The organism is Deferribacter autotrophicus (assembly GCF_008362905.1).
Taxonomy (GTDB): Bacteria; Chrysiogenota; Deferribacteres; order Deferribacterales; family Deferribacteraceae; genus Deferribacter; species Deferribacter autotrophicus.
This window is the reverse complement of record NZ_VFJB01000001.1, coordinates 1-26,746: the sequence shown is the minus strand read 5'-3', so window position 1 is coordinate 26,746 and position 26,746 is coordinate 1. Positions and strand designations below refer to the sequence as shown.

Here is a 26,746-nt window from a genome sequence, read left to right as displayed (position 1 = left end):
TAGATGAGTTATAATATTTTAATTGTAGATGATGAAAAATCATTTCGAGAGTTTTTGGAGATTTTGTTTATAAATGAGGGGTTCAAAGTATTTTCTGCTAAAAATTTAGAATCGGCCACTAGAATAATTCAGAAAGAGAATATTGATATTGTTTTATGTGACCTTGTATTAGGGGGTGAGGATGGTCTTGACCTTGCAAGATTTTGCTTTGAAAATCATAAAAACATACCATTTATTCTCATGACTGCTTATGCTAGTGATGAAACAGCATTAAAATCAGTAGAGCTAGGTGTTATAGATTATATAACAAAACCTTTTGATACTGATGAGTTGCTTGATTTGATAAAAGCTGTTTTAAAAAAAGATAAAGTTGATAATCATGAATGCTGTAAAGAGCTAGATGATATTATCGGATTGAGTGAGTCTGTTCTTAAAGTTAAAAGTGAAATTATCAATGTTGCACCAAGTGATGCTACTGTTCTGATTACAGGAGAATCAGGAACTGGTAAAGAGCTTGTAGCAAGAGCAATTCATAAGATGAGTGATAGGAAAGATAATCCATTTATACCTATTAATTGTAGTGCAATACCTTCTGATTTATTGGAATCTGAGCTTTTTGGGTATAAAAAAGGTGCTTTTACCGGAGCTAATAACGATAAAATTGGAATTTTTGAAGCAGCAAATAATGGGACAATTTTTTTAGATGAAATAGGTGAAATGCCTCTTTTTTTACAGGCAAAACTCTTGAGAGTTTTACAGGAAGGGGTGATAAGACCTATTGGTTCAAACAGAGAAATAAAAGTAAATACAAGAGTTATTGCTGCTACTAATAAAAATCTTATCAATGAAGTTAAAGAGGGAAGATTTAGAGAGGATTTATTTTATAGGCTCAACGTTATAAATATTCATCTTCCACCTTTGAGAGAGCGTTTGGAAGATTTGCTTCTGCTTGTAAATTATTTTATTAAAAAATATTCAGAAAAGTTTAATAAACAAGTTTCAGATATCTCTTTTGCTGCCATGAGGATGCTTGAAAATTATAGCTTTCCTGGAAATATTAGAGAGCTTGAAAATATTATTGAGAGAGCTGTTTTAATTGAAAGAACTAATAAAATATTACCTTCAAGTATTGATATTAAGATTACAGATGAGGTTAAAACTGAAGAAGTGGAGATCCCTGAGAATTTTTCTCTTGATAAATATATTGAAAACATAGAAAAAAAGTATATAAAAAAAGCATTAATGTTAACTAATGGGAATCAATCTCGAGCAGCTAAAAAGCTAGGGATATCTCTTAGGAGTTTAAGGTATAAAATTGAAAAATATGAAATCAGGTAATTTTAATATTGCAAATCAAATTACTTTTTTTAGATTGCTAATAATTCCTGTTTTTTTAATATTTCTTTTTATAAATAAACCGTATTCTAATATAGTAGCTGCAATTATTTTTATTGTTGCTTCGTTGAGTGATTTTATTGATGGATATATTGCTAGAAAATATGATTTAGTTACTAATTTAGGTAAAATTGCTGATCCTGTTGCTGATAAAATACTTGTGGCTTCAGCAATGGTTGCACTTGTAGAATTACAAAGGATTCCATCATGGGTGGTTATAGTTATTTTGGCTAGAGAATTTGCAGTAGGTGCATTGAGGAATTTTGCATCTACTAATGGGGTCATAATACCTGCAGGGTGGAGCGGGAAGATAAAAACAACTATACAGCTGATTAGTTTAACTATGATTATTTTCAAAGAAAAGTTCTTAGGGGTGAATATGTACCTTATTGGTAAGGTGTTACTTTATATTTCTGTAGTTGTATCGATATTGTCACTTGTAGATTATTTTTACAGGTATTTTAAAAAAGGCAATCCTCAGTGAAGGTTATAATTGATCAAGTTAGAGATTATAATTTAGAAGAATTAAAAGAGTTTTTTAAAAATTTTTTAAAAGAGTGTGAATTTTTTTTAAAAAGTAAAAGTATCCTATTAAAACCAAATTTATTGCAAGCATCTCCTCCTGAAAAAGCTATTACAACTCATCCTGTATTTATTGAAGCCTGCATTATTGCTGTAAAGGAATTAAATCCTGAATGTAGTATTTATATAGGTGATAGTCCTGGGGCAAATTTTATAAACTATGAAATTGTGTTGAAAACAACTGGAATAATGGATGCTGCTAAAAAATATAATGTGGAAATTGTAAAATTTGAAAAATATGCACCTAAAAAAATAAATGATTTTATAATTACTTCTTTTGTTGATAAAGTGGATTGTATTTTAAACCTTGCAAAGTTAAAAACACATTCTTTAACAGGCTTAACTTTATGTGTAAAAAATCTGTTTGGATTAGTGCCCGGGACAAACAAAGTAGGATATCATAAAAAATATCCTGATAGCAGTAAATTAGCGGAAAATATTTATCAGATTTATGAAATTGTAAAAGATAAAACTTTGTCATTTCTTGATGGAATTCTTGCTCATGAAGGGGAAGGACCTTCAAGGGGTAAACCTGTTAAATTAGGGATTGTAGGTGCGTCAGTACATGCAGAAGCCTTGGATATGGTTATTACTAATGTTTTGGGGTTTCCTGTTGATTTTTGTAAAACCAATCTAGTTCTTTTGCGTAAAGGTATAAATTTGCAAGATGTTGAAATTGAAGGGAAAATAGATAATATTCCCAAGATCAGAGTTCCCATATCTACGAAAGTAGTATTTTTACCTAATTGGTTTAAACGGTGGTTTGCTGAACATATTTCTGTTAAACCAGAAATTGATAAAAATAGTTGTATTAAATGTTTTTTGTGTTATAAATCTTGCCCTGTGAATGCAATTAATAAAATTGATGGATTTTTTTTGGAAATTGATAAAGATAAATGTATAGAATGTTTCTGTTGTTATGAAGTTTGTGAGTCAGATGCAATTAATTTAAAAAGATCATTATTACATAAGGTGATTGCAAAATGAAATTTTGGTTTCCTGTAATTGCATATTTCATAGGGGCTATCCCCACTGCATATGTAATTGTAAAAATTTTAAAAGGTATAGATATCCGAACTGTTGGCAGTGGTAATGTAGGTGCCACAAATGCAGGAAGAGTTTTAGGGTTTAAAGGTTTTCTGGTAGTTTTTATAATTGATATGTTAAAGGGGTTTATTCCTGTTTATTTGGCGAAAAGTTATTTTGGTGATTCTATCTTTTTGTATCTTGTTGCTTTTGCAGCCATAATTGGCCATATATTCACTGTATTTTTGAATTTTAAAGGTGGTAAAGGGGTGGCCACAGGTGTTGGTGTTTATATTGCACTCACCCCTATAAATGTTTTCTATGTATTTCTTGTTTTTATGATAACTGTAGGATTATTTAAAATGGTTTCTTTGGGTTCGATTGTTTCTGTTATAACTCTAACAGTATTAGTATGGATAAATGAACAATCTTTGTATTTAAAAGTTTTTACACTAGCTCTTGCTCTTTTTATTATAATAAAACACAGAGAAAATATAAAACGTATTTTAAATGGAACAGAAAAGAAAATCGGAGAAAAGGTTAATTTATGATTCGACCTCACGATATAATGAAAGAGTGTGTCCAGCTAGCACTACTTGGTAAAGGAAAAACGAAGACAAATCCTACTGTTGGAGCTGTTGTTGTTAAAAATGGAAGGATAATTGGGCGTGGCTATCACTCTGGTTATGGAAATCCTCATGCTGAAATTGAAGCTATGAAAGATGCAAGTGAGCCACTTGAAGGGTCAGATCTTTATGTAACTCTCGAGCCTTGTTCTCATTACGGAAAAACACCACCTTGTGTTGATGCTATTATAGAAAACAAAATTAAAAGAGTTTTTATAGGAGTAGTTGATCCAAATCCTGATGTGACCGGTAAAGGGATTGATAAGTTAATCGAAGCAGGTATTGATGTATTTGTAGGATTTAATGAGGAGTTGTGTGCAAGTATTATAGAAGATTTTACTAAAGGGGTTTTAAGGAAGGAGCCATATTATACTTTAAAAATTGCAGAATCTCTTGATGGCAAGATTGCGACTAAGACTGGAGATTCAAAGTGGATTACTTCAGAATCATCGAGAACCTATGTCCACTTTCTTAGAAGCATTAGTGATGCTGTCTTAGTGGGAGTTAACACTGTTAATAAAGACAATCCAAGGCTTGATGCAAGGATGATAGACTCCGATGTAAATCCTTACAAAGTTGTGTTAGATCCGCACTTGTCAATAAATATGGATACAATTCTTACTAATGAATATTCGGATAGATTAATTGTCTTTACAAAACATGAGTATAAAAAAGCTAAAGAACTGAGAGAAAGAGGGGCTAAAGTCTTTATAGATGAGTCAGAAGGCGAAAGAATCGATTTGGATTTTGTTTCAAAATGTTTATTGGAAGAAAAAATACTCAATGTGTTTGTTGAAGGTGGTAGTGAGACGGCAGGTCTTTTAATTGATGCAGGTAAAATAGATAGGGTTTATTTTTTTGTGGCACCAAAAATTATTGGCGGAAAAAATGCAATAACATCTGTTGGTGGGGATGGTATTGCGTGTATAAAAGATGCTAATGAGTTGAAAGAGATTGAAATAAAAAGATTTGAGAAAGATATTTTGATTACTGGAAAATTAAACGATTATAAGGAATATATAGTAAAATTAACTGACAAGGTAAGAAACAGATGTTCACTGGGATTGTAGAAGAGATTGGGAAAGTAAAAGGGGTGCAAAATAAAGGTAATTCTTCTGTGCTTACAATTGAGTGCAATAAAGTTCTAGAAAATACAAATATTGGTGATTCCATCTCTGTTAATGGTGTATGTTTAACAGTGGCGACAATGGGAAACAATTTTTTTTCAGCTGATGTTTCTTATGAAACTTTGAATAAAAGTTCTCTTAAATATTTAAAAAATGGTGATGTAGTAAATTTAGAAAGAGCCCTTACTTTAACTACAAGGTTAGGTGGTCATCTTGTTTTGGGGCATGTGGACGGTATAGGAGTTATAAAGGGTCTCAGAAGAATAGGCGAGTCTTACATTTTGACTGTGAGCTATCCGGAACATCTTGATAGATATATTGCAGAAAAAGGATCTGTATCAGTGGATGGGATTAGTCTTACAGTTGCCGAAGAAAAAAGCTATACCTTTGATGTGGCAGTAATACCGCATACCTTTGAATCCACGGCACTAAAATATAAAAAAGTTGGAGACTACGTTAATCTTGAAGTGGATGTGATAGCGAGGTATCTTGAGAAGTTGTTGAAAAAAGAGGAAAAAACTTCTAAATTATATGAAAATGTACAATATTTGAAAGGATTGGAGGATTTTTAAGTATGGATAGATCTGTAATAGCTACAGTTGAAGAAGCCATTGAAGAAGTAAAAAAAGGGAAAATGATCATCCTTGTGGATGATGAAGATAGAGAAAATGAAGGTGACTTGGTTGTTGCAGCCCAGTTTGTAACTCCTGAAACTATAAACTTTATGGCTAAATATGGGAGAGGGCTTATCTGTTTAGCGTTAACTTCAAAGAGATGTGATGAGCTAAATTTGCCCCTTATGGTGAATGAAAATTCAAATAGTACAAAATTTGGTACAGCTTTCACTGTATCTATCGAAGCAAAAGAAGGAGTCACTACAGGTATCTCAGCTTATGATAGAGCAAGAACAATACAAGTGGCTATTGATCCTAAAACAAGACCTGAAGACTTAGCAAGGCCTGGACATGTCTTCCCTTTAAGGGCAAGAGATGGAGGTGTTCTTGTAAGGGCTGGACAGACTGAAGGGTCAGTGGATTTGATGAAATTGGCTGGTTTGTATCCAGCTGCAGTAATTTGCGAAATAATGAATGATGATGGCACCATGGCACGGATGCCTCAATTAATTGAGTTTGCAAAAAGACATAACTTAAAGATACTGACAATAGCAGATTTAATTGCATACAGAGTTGAACATGAATCTTTGATAGAAGAGGCAGCTATAGCAAGTTTGCCTACAATTTTTGGTGATTTTAAAATTATGGGTTTTAGGAATAAAATAGATGGACAGGAGGCTGTGGCTCTTATCAAGGGTGAGGTAAAGACAGAAGAGCCTGTACTTGTGAGAGTTCATTCACAATGTCTTACAGGTGATGTTTTTGGCTCTTTAAGGTGTGATTGTAGGGATCAATTGCACAGGGCTATGGAGATGATTGATGAGGAAGGCAGGGGTATTCTTCTTTATATGTTCCAGGAAGGAAGAGGAATTGGTTTGCTAAATAAAATAAAAGCTTACCATTTGCAAGAGCAGGGGCTTGATACCGTGGAAGCGAACCTTCATTTGGGGTTTGAAGATGATCTAAGAGACTACGGTTTTGGTGCCCAAATATTAAGGTTTCTTGGAGTGAAAAAACTGAGATTGATGACAAATAACCCTAAAAAAATTAGATGTTTGTCAGGTTATGGGTTAGAGGTGGTTGACAGGGTACCTATAGTGTGTGGAATCAGGCCTGAGAACGAAAGGTATTTAAAAACAAAAAAAGAAAAAATGGGGCATGAGCTTGATATATAAATATTAATATGAAAGTATGGGGGTTAAGATGAATATAAAAATTCTAGAAGGCAAATATGATGGCAGTGGGTTAAAAGTTGCTATTGTTGCTTCAAGATTTAATGATTTTGTAGTGAAAAGTCTTGTAGCTGGTGCTGTTGATGCTCTTGTAAGACACAATGTTGATGAAAATGATATTGTAGTTTATAAAGTTCCTGGAGCTTTTGAAATACCACCTGTGGCAAAAAAACTTGCCAATTCTAAAAAATATGATGCTGTCATAGCCCTCGGAGCGGTTATTAGAGGAGGCACTCCTCATTTTGATTATGTGGCAAATGAGGTTTCTAAAGGGATTGCTAAAGTAGCTTATGATACGGAGGTTCCGGTGATTTTTGGTGTTTTGACTACTGATACTATTGAACAGGCAATAGAAAGAGCTGGAACTAAAGCCGGGAATAAAGGGGCAGAAGCCGCTTTATCCGCATTAGAATTAGTAAACTTAATGAAAATGATATAAGCTGATGGATATGCAGAGATTGAGAAGCAAAGGTCGAGAAAAAGCATTTCAAATGCTTTATCAGTATGAAATGACGAAGTTTAAACCTGGTGATATAATTTCTCAATTTTGGAAGTTAAATAACGAAAAAAATGAAAAGATTAAACTTTTTGCTAATAATTTGTTTAACTTAGCTGTAAATAAAAAGGAATTTGCTGATGATATAATTAGTAAATACCTTAAAGAAGGATGGAGTATAGATAGGCTAACAGAGCCTGTTAAAAATATTTTAAGACTTGGTTTGGCAGAACTTTTCAATGGGGAAGCGCCAGTTTATGCTATACTTGACGAATATACTACTATGGCTAAAGAATATGAAGATGAAAAGGCAGCGGCTTTTGTAAATGGAATTTTGGATAAAATAAGAAAAGATTTCAATATTGAGCGATAATGTTAAATAAAGTTGTGTTGACTTTTGAAAAAAGTGAGCATTTTCCTGTTTTTATAGATTACGATTTCAAATTACAGAGATGCAGAGGGTATTCTTTGAGGATTGACTTTATGTATAGAGGTGTGCTTACAGATTTTATTAAGACAGTAAATCATAAAAATGGTTTTCTTTTTATTAAGAAGTCCCCATTTTTTTTAACACAAGGTTTTTTTTTGTATGATTTTAGTTTAATTCTTGAAAATATTGAATTATTTCTTGAAACAATTAATAAATTAAATTTTTCTGAAATAATAATGGAGAAATCAAAAATTTTAAATGACTCCATATATGAAAAGATGAATAATAATGTAAATGTAACTTTATTGGAGCTTGTATGAATAAACTTTATACAGTTAGGGTAAAATTTAAAACGGATAAAAAAGATATCATATATATCAACAGTATTATTGATTCTTACGAAGGGATAGGGATAGTAAGAACCATAGATAAAAAAGAAGGAAAAGTGGTTGTGTATTCCACCAATGGTATGTATAAATACGTTGTTGATGTTTTAAATGAGTTAAAAAAAGAGGGTGTCAAAATTAGTGAAATAAATATTGAAGAAAGTGAGAAGGTGGATGAGTGGTAAAAGCCTTTATTACGACATTATAAATATGTTAAAAGTGTATGGTGATTATGCGGAAATTTATATCGAAAAGACAGAATACAATTCTATAGTATTTGAAGATAAAAACCTTGAACGTTTTGAAAATGTACATGATTCAGGCATAGGTTTTAGACTTATAAGAGATTTTAAAACTTATTATGCGTTTACTAACAGTTTTGAAATTCAGGATATTAAGGAGTGTGCAGAAGCTATTTGCAAATACTCTGAATCTGGTAATTCTGATTATCTACTAGACTTTACCAAGAAAGAATTTGATTATAACTATAAAAAATTACCTAAAGATATTAATATTAAAGATAAAATTGAGTTAGTTAAGCGTGTAGATTCTAATGGTTGGAACTCAAATCTTGTTAAACAGGTTGTTACAACGTATAAGGATACAATCAAAAACGTGAGGATAATTAATACAGAAGGTTGTGATTATTCTCAACAGCTTTCATATATTACACTTTTTTGCACAGTAATATGTGAAAAGGATGGAGTTATCCAGACCGGATATGAATCTCTTGGTGGGTTATATGATTACGACACGTTTATAAAAGAGGATGTGGAAAAAGTTAGTGAAAAAGCATTGAAAAGAGCTCTTTTGAATTTAGATGCTGATTATGCGCCAGCTGGCGAAATGACAGTTGTTTTATCTAGTAGTGCTGGTGGCACAATGATTCATGAAGCTGTAGGGCATGGTCTTGAAGCGGATCTTGCTACCAATGGACTGAGTGTATATCAAGGCAGACTTGGTGAAAAAGTTGCATCAGAAAAGATTACTGTGGTTGATGATGCAACTTTTATGGGGAAAAGAGGGAGTTTTCTTTTTGATGATGAAGGTGTAGAAGCGCAAAAAACAGTTTTAATAAAAGATGGAGTATTAATAAGTTATATGTATGATAGGCTTTATGCGATGAAAAATGGTGTTCAAAGTACTGGGAATGGAAGAAGACAATCTTACAGGTATAAACCGATAGTTAGAATGACCAATACATACATTGAAAGTGGTAAAGATGATCCTGAGGATATAATAAAATCTGTTGATAAAGGTATACTGGTTGTGAAAATGGGGGGAGGTCAAGTGAATACAGTTAATGGTGATTTTGTTTTTGAAGTCAATGAAGGATATTTATTGGAAAATGGTGAGGTTAAGAAACCAATTCGCAATGCAACTCTTATTGGAAATGGTCCAAAAATAATGCAAGAAATAGATATGGTGGGTTCAGATTTGGGCTTTGGAATAGGGACATGCGGAAAAGACGGTCAGGGTGTACCTATAAGTGATGCACAACCAACAATTAGAATTCCTAGAATTACTGTTGGAGGTAAATAAAAAGAGGTTTTTATGGATTTAAAAGTAAAAGGTAAAAAATATTTAATTTTTGAAATAACAAAAAGCATAACTAAAGACAATAGACCCTATATAAAAGTTATTTTGATGGATAAAGAGGGGAATACTTTTAATGGTATCATGTTTGATAGTAATAAACTAGCTTTTGAGCCTGAGAAAGGAAATGTGGTGGAAGTGATTGCCAATATACAAAATTACAATGGTCAGCCACAATTTAAAATTAGCACTATGTCATTGGTGGAAGGGGAGAATAGATTTGATTTTTTCCCTAAAACAAAATTTAACGTTAATGAGATGCTAGAAGAGTTGAAAAGTAAGATTTTAAGTAACTTAACTAACTTGTACTTAATAAAAATGGTTGAAGAATTCTTCTCTGACTCTGAAATTATTGAAAAGTTTAAAATGATGCCTGCTGCAAAAAATGTACATCATGCCTACATTGGTGGATTACTTGAGCATACATTATCGGTGGTTAAACTTGCTGTTTTAGTGGGTGATTTTTATAAAGAGCATGTAGATAAAGAGTTACTTATCATCGGTGCACTTTTTCATGATATTGGTAAGATATTTGAGCTTACCATTGAAAATGCATTTGATTATTCAGATGAAGGAAAGCTTTTGGGACATTTACTGTTAGGTATTGAATTGGTAAATAAATACGTAGAAAACATTGACGGATTTCCAAAGCGATTGAAGCATTTAATAAATCATATGATTGCAAGTCATCATGGAATTTTGGAATTTGGTTCTCCAAAAAAACCGAAAACAATTGAGGCTCTTTTACTTCATTATATTGATGATATGGATGCAAAGTTAAATACATTTATTTCGATATTTAACAAAGAAAATGTGGAAGAAGGTTGGAGTAATTATGATAGATTGCTAGAAAGGCAACTTTTTAATCATAATTCAAATTTTTAAGGAGGTATAATGGAAAATAATGCCTTTAAGACCCTAATTGTCGGTGTGCAAATGCTTTTTGTCGCATTTGGTGCACTAGTTTTAGTCCCATTACTTACTGGACTTGACCCATCCATTGCTCTTTTTACTGCTGGAGCAGGTACTCTTTTATTTCAGTTCATTACAAAGAGAAAAGTTCCTGTTTTTTTAGCAAGTTCTTTTGCTTTTATAGCACCTATTCAGTATGGAATGAAACATTTTGGTGTAGCTAAAACCCTAGGTGGTTTAGCATGTGCAGGGCTAGTATATTTGTTGTTTGCATATCTTGTTAAAAAAGGTGGGGTCAAAGCTATTGAAAGGTATTTACCTCCAATTGTGACTGGTCCAGTTATCATGGTTATTGGTTTAAAACTTGCTCCAGTAGCTGTAAAAATGGCAAAAAGTTTTGATGGTTCTGGTAACTTTGACTCAAAAGCAATGTTTTTATCTATGATTTCACTGATTACGGCCATTTTTGTAGTAATGTATGGAAAGAGAATTTTAAGTCTTATACCAATACTTACTGGGATTTTTGTAGGATATATCGTTGCATTAATTATGGGTGTGGTTAATTTTGATCCTGTTACCAATGCTAAATGGTTCAGTATTCCTTGGGTGGAAGCTATAAAAAATGGTAGTTATGCTTTTCCTCAATTTGATATTTCTGCTATAATGTATATAGTTCCTGTAGCTATTGCTCCTGCAATAGAACATGTGGGCGATGTTCTTGCAATTTCATCAGTTACAGGGAAGAATTATTTAGAAGAACCAGGTTTGCATAGAACATTAACAGGGGACGGATTGGCTACGACTTTTGCAGCGATTTTGGGTGGTCCGCCCAATACTACTTATTCTGAAGTTACTGGTGCAGTGGCACTTACAAGAGCTTTTAATCCTGTTTATATGACAATTGCATCTATTACTGCTATTATATTATCGTTTTTTGGAAAATTAGGTGCCATATTGAAAACAATTCCTGTTCCTGTTATGGGTGGAATTTTAATACTGTTATTTGGTATGATAGCAGCTATTGGTGTTGGAACACTTGTTAGGAACAATGTAAATATGGCAAAATCTAGAAACCTTGTAATTGCTTCGGTTGTTTTGGTAGTTGGAATAGGTGATATGGTTATATCCGTTGGTAGAGTAAGTCTTGGTGGTATAGGTCTTGCTGGTATTGTTGGTATAATTTTAAATGCAGTATTACCGGAGGATAAATAATGAAATTTGAAAATCTTGTTATAATAGATCATCCTTTAATTAAGCATAAACTAACATATGTTAGAGACAAAAATACTCCAAAGAAAGAGTTTAAAGAACTTGTAGATGAAATAGCTATGCTGATGGCTTATGAAATTACAAAGGATTTTCCAATAGAAGAAGTGGAAATTGAGACTCCTGTTTGTAAAACTAAATCTTGGGTTGTATCTGGCAAAAAAGTTGTTTTGGTGCCAATCTTGAGAGCTGGTTTAGGAATGGTGGATGGTATTTTGAAGTTAATGCCATCAGCAAGAGTAGGGCATATTGGTATTTATCGTGATCCTAAAACTGTTAAGCCTATTACTTATTATTTTAAAATACCAACTGATTGTGAGGACAGAGATTTTATATTGATAGATCCTATGTTAGCTACTGGAGGCTCAGCTATAGAGGCTGCAAGAATTTTAAAAGAGAGTGGTGTTAGGAATATTAAGTTTATGTGTTTGATAGCTGCTCCTGAAGGTGTTGAGGCATTTACAAAGGCTCATCCAGATATAAAAATCTATACTGCAGCTTTAGATGAAAGATTAAATGAAAAAAAATACATCGTGCCTGGTTTAGGTGATGCAGGGGATAGGTTATTTGGGACAAAATAATAATTATTTAGGAACAAAATCTTATGAAAAGATTTAAGAATTATTTGCGTAATACTTTTATTGCAGGGATTTTTACTGTTCTGCCTATAATAGTGACATATTTCTTTTTAAGTTTTGTTTTTAATAAGTTCTCAGGTTTTTTGATCCCCTATCTCCGGATAGGGGTTCGTTATATTCCTTTACAATTTAATGTGGCTGAATCATGGTTACGTTTAATATCGTTTGTTTTGATGATGTTGATTATATTTTTAATAGGATTATTCACAAAAAATTACTTGGGAAGTAAATTCCTTTATTTGCTTGACAAGACATTTAAAAATATACCATTTGTTAAAACCATCTATACATCTACAAAACAGATCATTGATGCTTTTCAGACATCTAAGGGTGCAAACTTTAAGAAAGTAGTGTTATTGGAATATCCTCGAAAAGGGATTTATAGTTTAGGTTTTGTGACAAAAGATACTTCAGATTTTTTTAACAATCTTGTAAATGATGAATGCTATAATATTTTTATTCCAACCACACCAAATCCAACATCAGGTTTTATTCTTATTGTGCCAAAAAAGGATGTAATTGAGTTGAATATAACAATTGAAGATAGTATCAAATTTGTAATTTCTGCTGGTCTTGTTAGTCCTGATATGATAAAAGATAAGGATGAGTCCTAAAAATTACTGTTTAATTGGTCATCCTGTTAATCATTCGTTATCTCCAATAATTCATAATTATTTTATTTTTCATGCAAAACTTAATGCTGGTTATGTGTGTTTTGATATAGTTGAAAATGAGTTTGAAAAGTATATTGACTTACTTAGAAATAATTTTGATGGTTTTAATATTACTGTTCCTTATAAAGAGAAAATTATCAAATACTTGGATGAGATAGATATCGAAGCTGGAAATATTGGCGCAGTTAATTGTGTTAAAAACATAAATGGTAAACTAGTTGGTTTTAATACAGATATTTATGGAATAAAAATAACATTTGAAAAATATAATGTTAATCTTAATTATAAAGATATATTAGTAATAGGCAGTGGTGGTGCTACAAAACCGCTTATTCAATATATAAAAAATTTTAGTTATTCTAAGTTAGATATTGTCAATAGAACTGTTAGTAAAGCAGAAAATTTGATTGAAAAATTTAAGTTAAAAAAAACAAGAGCTTTTCCTCTAGAATATTTGGGAAAAAATGAAATTTATGATATAATTATAAATACTACCTCTATTGGCTTGGAAGGTGGATGGTTTTGCAAAATGAATATTGAGGCTAAGGAGTTTGTTTTTGATATGCAATACAAATTAGAGTCAAAAACACCTTTTTTATCACAAATTAATGTTGAACAGTTTTGTGATGGTAAGATAATGTTGATTTATCAAGCTTATAAATCATTTGAGATATGGAATAGTATTTCATTACAATTTGATTTGACAAAAATCATAAAACAGATGAGGGGATAAATGGTTTCAGTAAAAATTGGTGCATTACTACTCAGTGAAAATTTAATTACACAAGAGCAATTAGAAAAAGCATTAGAAATTCAAAAAAAAGAGGGAGGGCGATTAGGTAGTATATTGATTAAATTAGGTTATGTGGATGAGAAAAAAATCGCTGAGTTTTTAAGTAAACAATACGGTGTTCCCTTTGTAGATTTAAGGGATACTCATATTGATGATAAGATTTTAAGTTTAATTCCGCAAGATTTAATGCATAAATTTCTTGTTGTTCCTATTGATAGAGAAGGACAAACTTTGAAAGTAGCAATAGCAGATCCATCGAATGTATATGCGTTGGAAGAGTTACGATTTTTAACAGGTTTTAATATAAAACCTTATGTGGCTGTGGAATCAGCGATTAGAGATTTCTTGGAAAAACATGTTGATGCTGAAACAAGTGTGTTAGCTGAATTTGAAGAGATGGATCTTGAAGAGCTTGAGTTTGAGGAAGTTGAAGAGGATGAGAAGTCCACAGAAGCTCTAAGAAGAGAAGTAGATGAAACTCCTGTTGTTAAACTAGTTAATTATATTTTAAATGAAGCTGTAAAAAGAGGTGCATCTGATATACATGTTGAGCCTTATGAAAGAGAGTTTAGAATAAGGTTAAGAGTTGATGGTGTAATGCATGAATTAATCAGACCTCCTAGAAAAATAAAAGATGCGGTTACTTCTCGTTTAAAAATTCTTGCAAATCTCGATATAGCAGAAAAAAGGCTGCCTCAAGACGGCAGAATTAAGATGAGATTGCAGGGGCGATCCATTGATATGAGGGTATCAACTTTGCCTGTTCTTTACGGTGAAAAGGTTGTTTTAAGGATACTTGACAAATCTAGTTTGCAGCTTGACTTGGAAAAGTTGGGATTTGAGGAAGTTTCATTAAAAAGATTTTTAAAGGCAATAGAAAGCCCTTATGGAATGGTATTGGTTACTGGACCTACAGGTAGTGGTAAATCAACGACATTATATTCTGCTTTAAACAGGTTAAATAAGGAAGAAGTAAATATAATGACTGCTGAAGATCCTGTAGAATACAACCTATTTGGTATTAATCAAGTTCAAATGAAAGAGGATATTGGTTTAAATTTTGCTGCTGCTCTGAGAAGCTTTTTAAGACAAGACCCTGATATAATTATGGTTGGTGAGATTAGGGATTATGAAACTGCTGAAATTGCTATTAAAGCAGCTTTAACAGGTCATTTGGTATTATCTACTTTGCACACAAATGATGCACCAAGTACTGTGAACAGGCTTTTAAATATGGGTATTGAACCATTTTTAGTGGCCTCATCCACTATACTGATTTTAGCACAAAGGCTTGCTAGAAAAATATGTCCAAACTGTAAGGAAGAAATAAAGCTACCAAAAGAAGCATTACTTTCAGTAGGATTTAGGAAGGATGAGATTGGAACATTTAAGATTATGAAAGGTAAAGGTTGTGAAAACTGCAGTGGAACAGGCTATAAGGGTAGGGTTGCTCTTTATGAAGTTATGGAATTAAGCGAAAACATAAGAGAATTAATTTTAAGAGGCGCAAATGCTACTGAAATAAAAAAGATGGCTGTTGAAGAAGGTATGATGACATTACGTAGAAGTGGACTTGAAAAAGTTAAAAAAGGTATCACTACAATAGAAGAAGTTGTTAGAGTAACATTTGCTGACTGATTAGGAGGTTACCATGTATTCATTGCAAGAATTGTTACAAAAAATGATTGAATTAAATGCCAGTGACTTACATTTAACGGTTGGCACTCAACCTGTGTATAGAATTAATGGAGAATTAATGAAAATTGAAGGAGAGCCTTTAACCCCTTCGATGACTAAACAGATGTGTTACAGTATTTTGACTGAAGCGCAAAAGAAAAGATTTGAGCAAGAATGGGAGCTTGATTTTTCATTTGGAATAAAAGGGGTAAGCCGATTTAGGGCTAATGTTTTTATGCAGAGAGGTGCGGTAGCTGCAGCGTTTAGAAGAATTCCATACCAGGTAATGAGTTTTGAAGAACTTGGTTTACCTAGTATTGTAAAATCATTATGTGATAAACCAAGAGGATTAGTATTAGTAACAGGTCCTACAGGAAGTGGTAAATCAACAACTCTTGCCGCAATGATAGATAAGATAAACACTGAGAAAAAAGTTCATATTGTCACCATAGAGGATCCTATTGAATATTTGCATCCACATAAAGAAGCCATTGTTAATCAAAGAGAGGTGCATGCGGATACTAAGTCATTTATAACTGCATTAAAATACATTTTGAGACAGGATCCTGATGTAGTACTTATTGGTGAAATGAGAGATTTGGAAACTATAGAGGCTGCTTTAACAGTTTCAGAGACTGGACATTTGACATTTGGAACTCTGCATACAAATAGTGCCGTTCAAACTATTAATAGAATTATTGATGTATTCCCTCCTCATCAACAGCCACAAATACGTGCTCAGTTATCATTTGTTTTAGAGGGAGTTATATGTCAGCAGCTTATACAAAGGGCTGATGGAAAAGGTAGGGTTTTGGCATGCGAAGTTCTTATGCCAAATCCTGCTATAAGAAATTTAATTAGAGAAGATAAACTTCATCAAGTTTATTCGATGATGCAAACCGGTCAAGAAGAACATGGAATGATTACAATGAGTCAATCATTATATGAGTTATATCGTAAAGGGTTAATTACATATGAAGATGCTATAAACCGAGCTGTTTATCCAGATGAAGTAAGGAATATGATTGAGCAGGGGGGACTAAGAAAGAGAGGTAGGTTTTAATAGGAATGTTTGAATGATGAGTGAGAAATCTTGGATTAAATTATGTTTTGTTAGTTTTTTAGGAGGATAAATAATGGCCAGATTTATTTATAAGGGAAAAGATAGTGTTGGTAAACCTATTTCTGGGGTTATAGAGGCAAAAAATAAAGCTGAAGCTATGCAGTCTTTAAAATCAAGAAGAATAGAAGTTCATGAAATAAAAATGGATTGGAAACATATAGAGTTATCTTTTGGTGAGAGAATTAATGACATGGATATTGTTATTGCAACTAGGCAGCTTGCCACAATGATTAATGCTGGACTTCCCATTGTAAGAGCTTTGGATATCATTTCTGCACAAGCTCCAAAGAAAAAACTGAGAAAAATATACACTGATATTAAAGAGGATATAGAGCAGGGGTTATCTTTTAGTAAAGCTTTAGAAAAACACAGAAACATTTTTGGTGATTTATATATAAACATGATTGCTGCTGGTGAGGCTGGTGGTTTATTAGATGATATTTTAGAAAGATTATCTCAGTATATGGAAAAGGCCATATCATTAAAGAGAAAAGTAAAATCAGCTATGATGTATCCTTCTATCGTTCTTTTTGTAGCAGTTGTTGTTGTATGGGGGTTAATGGTATTTATTATTCCAAAGTTTAAAGAAATGTATGAGGGGTTTGGTGGGACATTACCTGCATTAACTCAATTTACGATTGCTTTGAGTGATTTTTTGTCTAGTTGGTATGGTGGTGGTTTAATATTTGGAGGAATAATTGCTTCTTTCATTACAATTAGACTAGTTTATAAAAAATCTGAAAGAGGCAGATATTTTTTGGATAATTTATTGTTAAAAACGCCTAAAATAGGTGATTTAATAAAAAAAGTGGCGATCTCAAAATTTGCAAGAACTTTCGGTACTCTACTAAGTAGTGGTGTGGCCATTCTCGAAGCTTTAGATATTGTTGCAAAAACAAGTGGTAACAAAGTAATAGAAAAACATCTGAAAAAGAGTAGAGGTGATATTGAGGCTGGTAAAACTGTTGTGCAACCACTTGAAAAAGCAGGAATATTTCCACCAATGGTAACTCAAATGATCGCTGTTGGAGAAGAAACTGGTGCTCTTGATAAAATGCTTACGAAAATTGCAGATTTTTATGATGATGAAGTTGATAGAGCAGTTGAGGGGCTTACAAAGATGATAGAACCGATGTTAATGATTTTTGTGGGTGGCGCAGTTGGTTTTGTTATTATTGCAATGTATCTGCCAATATTTAAACTTGGCACTGTGGTTGGATGAAATACCAAAACAAATTACGTGTCTCAGGTTCAATTAAAAATAAAAATATTTTTAATTTGAAAATTATTAATAATATAATTTTATTAATCAGATTGCTTTTTTTTTATTTAATTTTTTTATTTATATATCTTACAAATATTAATAAAACTGAACTTATAAATGAATTGATTTTTTTAGCAGTAGTTATTGGTTTTTTTTCAACAATTATTTTTATTGCAAACACTTTCATTCATGACACGATTATTCTGTATATTCAATCATTTTTCGATACCATAATAATAACATATTTAATGTACAGAACTAATTTTTTAGATAGCCCTTATATTATATTTTTTGCATTTGTTGTTGGGTATTTGTCATTTGTAAAAGGTTTTAAAGGGGGACTGGTTGGTTTAATACAATTTTTATTTGCTACTCTAATATTATTTATTGTTTTTAAAAAAAGTGAGAACATCAATATAACTTATCTTACGAATCAGTTTCAATATTTATTTGCTTTCATCTTGATATATGCATTGTCATCATATCTTAATTATAACTATCAAAAAAGAGTCCAAGAATTAAAAAACCTACAAAATATTCAACAGTTGATTGTAAAAAACATAGGGATTGGAATAATGCTCATAGATAAAACAGGAAATATTCTTTCATGTAATGATGCGGGTAAAAAAATTTTAAATCTTAAAATGAATAGTTTATTAGATAGAACATTAAAAGATATCGGATTAGTTTTGAAAGGAGATGAAAATATTATAAAATACAATGACAAATTTATAGGTTATAAGTTACAAGATTTTATAGATGAGTCAAATAAAAAGGTTGGTAAACTTTTAATTTTTCAAGATGTAACTGAGAAAGAGTTATTAAAAATAGAGTTACAAAAAAAACAAAAATTAGCAAATTTAGGTCAATTTGCCACAATCATTGCTCATGAAATCAAAAATCCTCTGGGTGCAATAAAAGGGAGTATTCAGATATTAAAAAAACAGTTTAAGGCTGATAAATTGATAAATATTGTGGAAAGAGAAATTAACAGACTTGATATGATTCTTAATAATTTACTTTATGTAAGCAGACCTGCAAAAAAGAATAAAGATTTAATAAAAATCAGCGAGTTTTTTAATGATTTCGTGGATTATTTTAAAATATATGATCTATATGAAGAGTTGAAGATTAATTTGAATGTTATTGATGACTTTGAGATTTTAATTTCTGATATAGAGTTAAGACAGATAATATGGAACCTTATTATCAATAGTTATGAGGCGAAAAATGATGTTCACATAACAATAACTACTTATATCAAGGACGGTAAAAAGATATTTTCCTATAGTGATAACGGACCTGGAATTTCAAGTGAAATTATAAAAGATGTAATGAAGCCTTTTTATTCTACAAAAAGTAAAGGAAGCGGGTTAGGATTATATATCATTAAATTAATTTGTGATAAAAATAGTATAATTTACAAGCTGTATTCTAATAAAGAAGTCAATGGCTTCCAAATGGATTTTATCTTTAAATAAAAAAACGGTGTTGCACATTTATATTTTTACAATATGTAATTTAATGATAACTTTGAAATTGTTCACTTTGCTCAAATGGCAAAAGGCAGTAAATAGTGGATAGTGAGTGATATTAATTTACACTTCACTATCCACTATTCATAGAAAGTCTTAGCCTCAACTTTAACATTGAACCCGTGGAATAAGGTTTTTGCATATGTTTTTTGAGATATAAGTATAAGGTTCATTACTTGTAAGCTAAAATTTGCACTTTAGTATTCCACGGGTTGAACTTTGAACACGTGTAATAAAGCATTTGTATAATATATTGACCACGCACAACTCAAGTTATATTGTTCAGAAATTACAATACGTACGGTATTATTACACGTGTTGAACCTTGAACTTTCCCCATCTCCTTTTCTATTTCATAAATAATGTCTGCTGAAAAAGTCGACAATGTAGATATATGAAGTATTCTTGCTTGCGTAAGAATTACTTAAAGGGGGTAACCCCCTTTATAACCCCCAAAATAAGGAATAGCTCTCAATTAGTTAACTCATTTCCTTTGCAGGAAATGCTTAAAGGGGCAAAGCCCCTTTAGACCCCCCTGTTTCCACTATTATCCCTCAATTTTTAGTAAAATTTACGTAAAAACTGGGAGATAATGTTTTAAAAATTAAAAAATTCTTTCTTATTATCAATTAGTTGCCACTTTTTCAGTGGCAATTAACTACAATGTGAATAACCACAGGAATAACAAACATCACAACCTTCTACATAATTTAATATTCCACCACATTCTGGGCAAGCACCATTTCTTGGAGTAGCTTTTTCTGATTTTTCAGTATTTCCTTCAAATTCTTTTAATAATTTATCAACGGTGATTTCTTCTTGTTTTATGACTTTTATTTCAGTTGGCATATTTAGTGCCTGCTCAATAGCTTTTCCAACTGCATCTGCACAACTTAACACCTGATTTGGTCCAAAACCATATCTCATATGACATGAGATTCCTTTCAACTGTTTTATAATATTTTCTGGTTCACCGCCACTTCTTAAAACTAATGATATGAGCCTACCAATTGCTTCACATTGACTCTGCGCACATCCTCCAGCTTTACCCATGCTTGTGAACACTTCAAATGGTTCACCATTTTCATCTTGATTGATTGTAACATAGAGTTTGCCACAACCGGTCATCATTTCAATGGTTTTTCCTACAAGTACCTTAGGCCTTGGACGAGGTTTAAACTGTCCTTTAATTTCTATAGTTTCCTGCTCTTCTTTTTTCTCTATTGTCCCTATATTTATAACTTGCTGTTCTCTACTACCATCTCTATAAATTGTTATACCTTTACATCCTAATTTATAAGCAAGGAGATATACCTCTCTTACATCTTCAACAGTAGCTTCTTTTGGAAAATTAACTGTTTTACTCACAGCATTGTCAGTATATTTTTGAAAAGCTGCTTGCATTTTTACATGCCAAATGGGTGAAGTTTCATGAGCTGTTACAAAAACTTTTTTCCATTTTTCGGGAACTTCATCTAAGTTCTCTAAATGGCCTTGTTCTGCAATTTTTTCCATTAATTCATCTGAATAAAAACCTTCTCTTTTTGCAATTTCTTTAAAAATAGGGTTAACCTCAACTAATTTATCATTATCCAAAACATTTCTATAAAAAGCTATGGCAAAATAAGGCTCAATTCCTGATGAACATCCTGCTATAATGGAGATTGTACCCGTTGGAGCTATAGTAGTAACTGTAGCATTTCTCATCATTTTGAATCCCATTTCAGGATAGATGCTATCTTCAAAGTTTGGAAAGCTACCTCTTTTTTCTGCTAACTTCATAGAGGCTTTTCTGCCTTCTTCTCTTATAAAAGACATAACTTTTTCGGCTAGACTTATCGCTTCTTCGCTGTTGTATGGTATTTCAAGAAGGGCAAGCATATCTGCCCAACCCATAATCCCTAAGCCTATTTTTCTGTTCTTTTTAGTCATTTCTTCAATTTGAGGAATAGGGTAGTTGTTCATATCAATTACATTGTCCAGAAAATGTACAGCAGTATGTATTACATCCTTCAATTCGTTCCACAAAATTTTCTTGTTTTTTACAAACTTACCTAGATTTATAGAACCTAAATTACATGATTCATATGGTAATAATGGCTGTTCTCCACATGGATTTGTACTTTCTATTTCACCTTCTTTTGGAGTAGGGTTATCCCTGTTAATTCTATCTATAAAAATGATCCCAGGGTCACCACCTTCCCAGGCTAGTTTTACCATTTGATCAAAGACATCTTTAGCATTCAGTTTTTTGACAACCTTACCACTTTTTGGATTGATAAGAGGATATTCTTCATTTTTTAAAACAGCTTCCATAAATTTTTCTGTTACGGCCACAGATAAATTAAAATTTGTTAGTTTGGTTTTATCTTTTTTGGCGTAAATAAACTCCATTATGTCTGGGTGATCTACTCTCAAGATACCCATGTTGGCACCACGTCTTGTACCACCCTGTTTGATTGTTTCAGTTGCAGAATCAAAAACCGTCATAAAAGAAACAGGACCACTAGAAACTCCCTTCGTTGTTTTTACCACATCATCCTTAGGTCTTAATCTTGAGAATGAAAAACCTGTTCCACCACCTGATTTATGAATTAGTGCTGTATATTTTACAGCATCAAAAATTTTATCCAAAGAATCTTCCACAGGTAGAACAAAACATGCAGAAAGCTGCTGCAGTTCTTTTCCTGCATTCATCAAAGTAGGTGAATTTGGCAAAAATTTCAAAGATACCATAACATCGAAAAACTTTTTTGCAGTGGCATCTAAATCTGCTTTTTTATCATAATTTAAATCGGCCTTGGCAATATTCATTGCAACGCGTTGAAACATCCCTTTGGGTGTTTCTATTACATTCCCTTTTTCATCTTTTTTTAAATATCTTTTTCTTAAAACGGTCAACGCATTTGCAGAAAGTTTTGGCTCTTCACCTAACAACTCTAAAATATTTTCAGAAAACATTAATCTCCTCCGATTTTATAACTTATTGATAAAATTAAAAAATAACGTTCGATAAATTGTAGTATAAAAGGTAAAATTTCTCAAGAGGTATTTATTTTTTTTAATAGAGTTAAAAATAAAAGGGGGTTATTCCCCCATAAAGAGAATAACCTATTTTTTGACAAGCTCATACTTTAATTTAATAAATAAATAATAGAGTGTAATCAGTAAAGCAACAAAAAGTATTAGAAAAATAATAAAGATACTCCATTGTGGTTTAACTTCTAAATATGATGGGTTAAAATATTTTGAGAAGTAACCAATTTCAATGAACCTTCTAACCGAAACCATAAAAAATACTGATAGAAATGTAAATCCAAAAACCATTTTTTCATTCTCTTTTTTAGTAAGAATGAAAAATACCGGAATAAACGCCATTACAATTCCCATGGTCAAAAATACCATTGTCAAGATATTGACATAATAGTTTACCGGATGAGACAGCAAAAACCATGTTCCAATAATAAGTTGGGTAAGAGTAGGGATTAGAAAGGTATATTTTCCTAAATTGTACATCGTATCAGATAATTCCTTATCATAGCTTTTTCTTATTCTTGCATAGAGCATATAAAAAGCGCCGCTGAATGCAATGGCTGCAAAAAGGAAATGAAAAAATCTCAATACAAGTGTTTTAGCTGAAAAAACAGATACTTTTCCTAAATACATATCTTTCCATAATTCAGGTTGCATTGAAACCAGTGTGTTTGTTACAAGCATTAAAGCTACATAAAGAAAAAGTATTGTGGCTAAAACTATAAAGATAAATCCTTTTCCTCCAGTAAATTTGATATATAACGGTTTAAATTTGTAAAGATAGTAGAAGTAATAAGCAAAAATAATTGCCAATAAAACAAATAGCCATTTCCAAGACAACAACACTGAAGCTGTATAAAAAAATTGGCCGTAAAGCACTTGAAGGAATAATAATGGAGCCACACCTGTTGTTACTGTTAAAGAAATATTGAAAGTATTGAGCCAGCCAATTTCTTCAGCTATTCTGTTATAATTATTATTTCCTTTAACTTTTGCAAAATATTTGGCAATGATAAGCATTACACTCCCACCTAAGGTTAAATTCATAAATAAAAAATGGATAAATAAGGTTACGACCAAGAAAAATATAAAAATATACGGATGACTTGGCAATGGTAATACATCTGGTGCAGGTATATAATTTAAAATACTATTCATAACCTCCTCCTTTATTGAGCTATTTTAGCTAAATATTTTGCCAGGGCTTCTCTTTCCGCATCTGTTCCTACAAAAGGAGGCATAAGGGGATTGGAATCCAGATCCATAAGCATAGCATCTATGTCTTCAGCTTCTAAACCTTCTATTTTCGGTCTGAGTGCATTAAAACCGTTTAATGAGTGACAAATTTTGCATTCTGCCACAAAGACAGCTCTTCCGATTTTCATAACATCTTTTTCATTTTCAATATTTGCCCATTTTGCTTTTGATAGAATCCCTTCTTCATTGAGTTTTTCTACTTCAGAAACCAAAATTCCATTGGAATACATATAATCTCTAATTACAAAAGGCTTTCTTGCTCTTTCTCTTGTGAATTCGTAATAACCAAAGCTAATTTGTCCCAAAATTAAAATAATCAATGTTATGGCAATATTTATATAACGTGGCAGAACAAACATAAATAATAGTGTCAAAAATCCCATAATAGCGGTTATATAACCGGAATATTTAAAGAAATTGGTTAATGTCATGTTTCCACCCAAAAACTGCTCTCTTATATCAGCAGGTATAGCAAATACCCACCATGTCATACCTACAAAAGTTAAAATTATACCTGCCAATACAAAATAACCTGAAAATCGTGATGCGTTTTTTTTCACTTCACTATTTTTCATTAAAGAGAGGGTTATCATCGCATAGATTCCTGCAAGCAAAAGTGCAATTCCCGTTCTACCTACAATAGAAGGGATATAAGTTGGATTTAAAAATCCATCCCAGAAACTGTGAGTTTCAATCCATTTGCCAGGTGTAAGTTGGAAAGTAATAATCCCTACAATAATTACCAGACTCATATAAGCTCCAACAAAGTAGAGCCAACCTAATAAAACATGATATTTATCTGATACTTTATTCCAGGTATAATAGTAAACAAGGATGGTAACTATTTCTAAAACAAAGAAAACCCATTCTGCAGCCCATCCCCAAACGAAATTATGGATTAAGGCAGATGTTCCTGCAGGGGAGACCAAAGCAATAGTAAACCAGATACCAACACCTGTCAGTGCTCCTAAAACAGCAGAAATCAGTAAAACAAGTGCGCTAGTTTTTTTTACGAAAATTTTTAGCTCTTCATTCTGCTCTTTTAAAGCTTTTTTTTCAGCTAATACTAAAAATAATCCCATACCTACAGCAAAATGCGAAATAAAAACATGAAATATTGAAACAAGGGCAATGACTAAGGCTCCAGAAATGTCACTATTAGCCAGCCAAAGGGGATAATCCATAAACCACCTCCAATAAAATCTTAGACACTTTTATTATAACAAATATAATTGAAAAATTAAATTAATATAGAATGATTATAAAACAGACAGTCTGAATTTTATAATTATGGCTAAATTTTTATGTTTTAGTTAACTTGTTGTGTTTTAAGAATTATACTGTTCCCATAATTGGTTACTAAAACGCTGCAAAGCCGCCGCCAAAATTGACAATATCCGAGCTTTATATCCCATAATTGGTTACTAAAACTCATCGCATCCTGCACCCTGCACAACTGGCAGAGTGCTTTATATCCCATAATTGGTTACTAAAACTGTCTTTACCCTGCTTTTTTAAAACAGGGTCAGGATTCTTTATATCCCATAATTGGTTACTAAAACCTGCGGTATTTGAACTTGAGTGCTCAAGAGCAGTTGCTTTATATCCCATAATTGGTTACTAAAACTCGTGGATGATACCGAAAAGCGAATTAGTGCGATTACTTTATATCCCATAATTGGTTACTAAAACCTCAATCTTATTTGAAAAAAGTAATTCTATGATATTCTTTATATCCCATAATTGGTTACTAAAACGCTCTCTTTATCAACATTGTAGTTTTCCGCATCTTCCTTTATATCCCATAATTGGTTACTAAAACTTTGCCTTTTGTGCCAGCTATACTAAAGCCACCGCACTTTATATCCCATAATTGGTTACTAAAACGTGAAACTCATGCACCAGTGCAGCAAACAGCCACACCTTTATATCCCATAATTGGTTACTAAAACAACTGGCTGATTGTGAGATTAGGATTGATAGTTTTGCTTTATATCCCATAATTGGTTACTAAAACTAGGTCACAATCTTGTCCTTTTGTCAGCCATTTTGACTTTATATCCCATAATTGGTTACTAAAACCTACACCTCTCATTTTGTCTGGAAGAGGACATTCATCCTTTATATCCCATAATTGGTTACTAAAACGATTTAGTAGTATTTCCTGCAAAACCAAGTTGGTTGCTTTATATCCCATAATTGGTTACTAAAACTGCTTATTTCGGCATCAAAAGTGCTGAGGCTTCCAACTTTATATCCCATAATTGGTTACTAAAACCTTCACTCCTCACATCTTTATTTAAACAAAATCCAACTTTATATCCCATAATTGGTTACTAAAACAGGGTCTCCAAAGTAATAAGGGTCAAATATAAATTTCTTTATATCCCATAATTGGTTACTAAAACCCATTATATATAGAACAAAAAAATTGTTATTTACCTATCACTTACAGTTATTCACCTGTCAAACAACATGCAAAAAATTCTCGAACCTCCAGTAGTGCATTTTATATCAAATTGTCAGTTGGATCAAAATCTATGCCAACAGTTTCCCTTTCTATATTATTTTTGTTAGCAATTTTATAAAATACAACATAATCCGTTTCATGGTTTATTAATCTATTAGCAGCCTTTTTCAATGCAAAAAATTTTGCTTCGCTCAATTCCCCTTCAAATACCGATTTTTGAGTATGATGAAGATATTGCCTAAAAAGCTTCATAATTTTAGTAAGCCGTTTTTGACCTTCTGATGTGATTGTTGAAATGTCATACACAGCTACCACATACATATTACCACCATATCCTAAAACTTTTATATTTTTGTTCACCAAGCAAATGTTTTATCAATTTGTATAGTTCCAGTTTTATCAGCTTTCTAAAACTAACTTTTCTTTTCAATTGCTTATGCGTTATCGTTGTGTTTAACTTATCTTCTTGCCTGTATCGCTGACATTCGGACAGTGATATCGTTTTTATTCGGACACCGTATCGGAAACATTCGGACACCATAGCGCTACTATTCGGACACCTTGAGTTAAGCGAAACTAACCTCTAAACTCCCC

Annotated in this window: 25 protein-coding genes, 1 pseudogene and 1 CRISPR repeat array; of the genes and pseudogenes, 21 read left to right on the top strand and 5 right to left on the bottom strand. The window is 32.1% G+C overall.

Going from position 1 to position 26,746, the window contains the following annotated elements; translation table 11 throughout:
• Positions 1-3: 3 nt before the first annotated feature.
• The 21 genes from FHQ18_RS00125 to FHQ18_RS00025 all read left to right on the top strand — a co-directional run bounded on the left by FHQ18_RS00125 (position 4) and on the right by FHQ18_RS00025 (position 19,338).
• Positions 4-1,338, top strand: coding sequence for a sigma-54-dependent transcriptional regulator (locus tag FHQ18_RS00125; protein WP_149265140.1), 1,335 nt, complete (start codon positions 4-6; stop codon positions 1,336-1,338).
• Complete coding sequence (gene pgsA, locus FHQ18_RS00120; protein ID WP_149265401.1) at positions 1,325-1,879, top strand: CDP-diacylglycerol--glycerol-3-phosphate 3-phosphatidyltransferase; 555 nt, start codon at positions 1,325-1,327, stop codon at positions 1,877-1,879. The genes FHQ18_RS00125 and pgsA overlap by 14 nt, the downstream gene beginning before the upstream one ends.
• Complete coding sequence (locus tag FHQ18_RS00115; RefSeq protein ID WP_149265139.1) at positions 1,876-2,964, top strand: DUF362 domain-containing protein; 1,089 nt, start codon at positions 1,876-1,878, stop codon at positions 2,962-2,964. The genes pgsA and FHQ18_RS00115 overlap by 4 nt, the downstream gene beginning before the upstream one ends.
• The gene (gene plsY / locus FHQ18_RS00110; protein WP_149265138.1) at positions 2,961-3,554 is read left to right on the top strand and encodes a glycerol-3-phosphate 1-O-acyltransferase PlsY; all 594 of its coding nucleotides are present in this window, start codon (positions 2,961-2,963) and stop codon (positions 3,552-3,554) included. Before FHQ18_RS00115 ends, plsY begins: the two co-directional genes overlap by 4 nt.
• On the top strand, positions 3,551-4,699 hold the full coding sequence (ribD, locus tag FHQ18_RS00105) for a bifunctional diaminohydroxyphosphoribosylaminopyrimidine deaminase/5-amino-6-(5-phosphoribosylamino)uracil reductase RibD (protein ID WP_188020294.1): 1,149 nt from the start codon (positions 3,551-3,553) through the stop codon (positions 4,697-4,699). Before plsY ends, ribD begins: the two co-directional genes overlap by 4 nt.
• On the top strand, positions 4,681-5,328 hold the full coding sequence (locus FHQ18_RS00100) for a riboflavin synthase (RefSeq protein WP_149265137.1): 648 nt from the start codon (positions 4,681-4,683) through the stop codon (positions 5,326-5,328). Before ribD ends, FHQ18_RS00100 begins: the two co-directional genes overlap by 19 nt.
• Before the next feature lie 2 nt (positions 5,329-5,330).
• Complete coding sequence (locus FHQ18_RS00095; RefSeq protein WP_149265136.1) at positions 5,331-6,545, top strand: bifunctional 3,4-dihydroxy-2-butanone-4-phosphate synthase/GTP cyclohydrolase II; 1,215 nt, start codon at positions 5,331-5,333, stop codon at positions 6,543-6,545.
• A gap of 34 nt (positions 6,546-6,579) precedes the next feature.
• Positions 6,580-7,041, top strand: a complete 462-nt coding sequence (gene ribH / locus FHQ18_RS00090) for a 6,7-dimethyl-8-ribityllumazine synthase (protein WP_342788473.1) — start codon at positions 6,580-6,582, stop codon at positions 7,039-7,041.
• A gap of 4 nt (positions 7,042-7,045) precedes the next feature.
• A complete protein-coding gene (nusB, locus tag FHQ18_RS00085; RefSeq protein ID WP_149265134.1) occupies positions 7,046-7,471 on the top strand; it encodes a transcription antitermination factor NusB in 426 nt (141 codons plus the stop codon).
• Entirely contained in the window at positions 7,471-7,848 is a 378-nt protein-coding gene (locus FHQ18_RS00080) for a hypothetical protein (protein ID WP_149265133.1), read from the top strand. The genes nusB and FHQ18_RS00080 overlap by 1 nt, the downstream gene beginning before the upstream one ends.
• Entirely contained in the window at positions 7,845-8,099 is a 255-nt protein-coding gene (locus FHQ18_RS00075) for a DUF4911 domain-containing protein (RefSeq protein WP_149265132.1), read from the top strand. The genes FHQ18_RS00080 and FHQ18_RS00075 overlap by 4 nt, the downstream gene beginning before the upstream one ends.
• Positions 8,089-9,456: a TldD/PmbA family protein gene (locus FHQ18_RS00070; protein WP_149265131.1), complete on the top strand. Its 1,368-nt coding sequence runs from the start codon at positions 8,089-8,091 to the stop codon at positions 9,454-9,456. Before FHQ18_RS00075 ends, FHQ18_RS00070 begins: the two co-directional genes overlap by 11 nt.
• A gap of 12 nt (positions 9,457-9,468) precedes the next feature.
• Positions 9,469-10,395, top strand: coding sequence for a 3'-5' exoribonuclease YhaM family protein (locus tag FHQ18_RS00065; protein ID WP_149265130.1), 927 nt, complete (start codon positions 9,469-9,471; stop codon positions 10,393-10,395).
• A gap of 9 nt (positions 10,396-10,404) precedes the next feature.
• Entirely contained in the window at positions 10,405-11,634 is a 1,230-nt protein-coding gene (locus FHQ18_RS00060) for a uracil-xanthine permease family protein (RefSeq protein ID WP_149265129.1), read from the top strand.
• Positions 11,634-12,269 carry a uracil phosphoribosyltransferase gene (gene upp, locus FHQ18_RS00055; protein ID WP_149265128.1) on the top strand — a complete coding sequence of 212 codons (636 nt, stop codon included), beginning with the start codon at positions 11,634-11,636 and terminating at the stop codon, positions 12,267-12,269. The genes FHQ18_RS00060 and upp overlap by 1 nt, the downstream gene beginning before the upstream one ends.
• A gap of 23 nt (positions 12,270-12,292) precedes the next feature.
• Complete coding sequence (locus FHQ18_RS00050) at positions 12,293-12,940, top strand: DUF502 domain-containing protein (protein WP_149265127.1); 648 nt, start codon at positions 12,293-12,295, stop codon at positions 12,938-12,940.
• The gene (gene aroE / locus FHQ18_RS00045; RefSeq protein ID WP_149265126.1) at positions 12,930-13,733 is read left to right on the top strand and encodes a shikimate dehydrogenase; all 804 of its coding nucleotides are present in this window, start codon (positions 12,930-12,932) and stop codon (positions 13,731-13,733) included. The genes FHQ18_RS00050 and aroE overlap by 11 nt, the downstream gene beginning before the upstream one ends.
• Positions 13,734-15,431, top strand: a complete 1,698-nt coding sequence (gene pilB / locus FHQ18_RS00040) for a type IV-A pilus assembly ATPase PilB (protein WP_149265125.1) — start codon at positions 13,734-13,736, stop codon at positions 15,429-15,431. It begins immediately after the preceding gene.
• Between the two features lie 13 nt (positions 15,432-15,444).
• On the top strand, positions 15,445-16,533 hold the full coding sequence (locus tag FHQ18_RS00035; RefSeq protein WP_149265124.1) for a type IV pilus twitching motility protein PilT: 1,089 nt from the start codon (positions 15,445-15,447) through the stop codon (positions 16,531-16,533).
• A 73-nt stretch (positions 16,534-16,606) separates the two neighbouring features.
• On the top strand, positions 16,607-17,815 hold the full coding sequence (locus FHQ18_RS00030; RefSeq protein WP_149265123.1) for a type II secretion system F family protein: 1,209 nt from the start codon (positions 16,607-16,609) through the stop codon (positions 17,813-17,815).
• A gap of 92 nt (positions 17,816-17,907) precedes the next feature.
• The gene (locus tag FHQ18_RS00025; RefSeq protein WP_188020293.1) at positions 17,908-19,338 is read left to right on the top strand and encodes a sensor histidine kinase; all 1,431 of its coding nucleotides are present in this window, start codon (positions 17,908-17,910) and stop codon (positions 19,336-19,338) included.
• A 708-nt stretch (positions 19,339-20,046) separates the two neighbouring features.
• Here the strand turns inward: FHQ18_RS00025 and FHQ18_RS00020 are convergent.
• From FHQ18_RS00020 to FHQ18_RS12930, 5 genes and pseudogenes are all read right to left on the bottom strand, one after another.
• Positions 20,047-22,353 (bottom strand): vitamin B12-dependent ribonucleotide reductase, encoded by a 2,307-nt coding sequence (locus tag FHQ18_RS00020; RefSeq protein ID WP_149265121.1) that lies wholly within the window; start codon positions 22,351-22,353, stop codon positions 20,047-20,049.
• A gap of 150 nt (positions 22,354-22,503) precedes the next feature.
• Complete coding sequence (locus FHQ18_RS00015; RefSeq protein WP_149265120.1) at positions 22,504-23,583, bottom strand: hypothetical protein; 1,080 nt, start codon at positions 23,581-23,583, stop codon at positions 22,504-22,506.
• Between the two features lie 11 nt (positions 23,584-23,594).
• Positions 23,595-24,866 (bottom strand): cytochrome ubiquinol oxidase subunit I, encoded by a 1,272-nt coding sequence (locus FHQ18_RS00010; protein ID WP_149265119.1) that lies wholly within the window; start codon positions 24,864-24,866, stop codon positions 23,595-23,597.
• A 218-nt stretch (positions 24,867-25,084) separates the two neighbouring features.
• Positions 25,085-26,090: direct repeats of the CRISPR family, unit length 29 nt; unit sequence CTTTATATCCCATAATTGGTTACTAAAAC.
• Between the two features lie 101 nt (positions 26,091-26,191).
• A complete protein-coding gene (gene cas2 / locus FHQ18_RS00005; RefSeq protein WP_149265118.1) occupies positions 26,192-26,512 on the bottom strand; it encodes a CRISPR-associated endonuclease Cas2 in 321 nt (106 codons plus the stop codon).
• Positions 26,475-26,618 (bottom strand): annotated as a pseudogene (locus FHQ18_RS12930) (type I-B CRISPR-associated endonuclease Cas1b); the annotation flags it as partial. The pseudogene FHQ18_RS12930 and the gene cas2, both read right to left, overlap by 38 nt.
• Positions 26,619-26,746 lie beyond the last annotated feature (128 nt).